Source organism: Streptomyces javensis, assembly GCF_039525925.1.
Taxonomy (GTDB): domain Bacteria; phylum Actinomycetota; class Actinomycetes; order Streptomycetales; family Streptomycetaceae; genus Streptomyces; species Streptomyces asiaticus.
This window is the reverse complement of the sequence record NZ_BAAAIF010000261.1, coordinates 1-848: the sequence shown is the minus strand read 5'-3', so window position 1 is coordinate 848 and position 848 is coordinate 1. Positions and strand designations below refer to the sequence as shown.

1 protein-coding gene is annotated in these 848 nt (G+C 65.2%); it reads left to right on the top strand.

From position 1 onward, the window contains the following. Positions 1-848: polyketide synthase dehydratase domain-containing protein (locus tag ABD329_RS47860; RefSeq protein ID WP_344318300.1), on the top strand; the 848-nt coding region annotated here is incomplete at both ends.

Below are 848 nucleotides of genomic sequence, written 5' to 3'. Positions count from 1 at the left end.
TTTTTGTTGAGGTCAGTGCGCATCCGGTGTTGACGGTGGGTGTGGAGGAGGCGGTGGAGGCCGCTGGTGGTCAGGCGGTGGTGACCGGGACCCTGCGGCGGGAACAGGACACACTTGGGCAGGTCCTGACCTCGCTGGCTCAGATGCATGTCAACGGGGTCACTGTCGACTGGAAGCCTGCCCTTGGCGTGGTAGCCACGGACGACAGCGGTGCGGCAGACGGCCGCATGTCGATGCTGGACCTGCCCACGTATGCCTTCCAGCGGGAGCGCTACTGGCTCGACGCGCCACCTGCGGCAACCGACGCCACCGGCCTGGGCCTGGAAGCCCTTGAACACTCCCTCCTCGGAGCCGCTGTACCCCTTGCTGATCAAGGACATGTCCTCACCGGACGTATCTCGTTGGAGACACATCCGTGGCTGGCTGACCACCGGGTCTTTGGGTCGGTGCTGGTGCCACCGGCTGCGCTGGTCGAGTTGGCGCTGACCGCTGCGAACCGTGCGGGGTGCGAGGGAATCCAGGAGCTCACTCTCGAGGATCCGTTGGCCCTTCCGGAGCGGGGTGGTGTCCAGCTTCAGGTTGTGGTCGGCGAGGTGGACCAAGGCGGTTTGTGCAGCGTCTATGTGCAATCTCGTCTTGAAGCGGCCGATGCCGGGTGGGTTCGCCATGCCACGGGTTCGTTGGTGGCGGAGGGCTCGGCTGCTGGTGGTGGGGTGGTGTTGGAGCAGTGGCCGCCGGTGGGTGCGGAGGTGGTGGTGGCTGATCTGGATGCGTTCTATGAGCGTTTCTCCGAGCGTGGGTTTGATTATGGTCCGGCGTTTAGGGGGTTGGAGGCGGTTTGGCGGCGT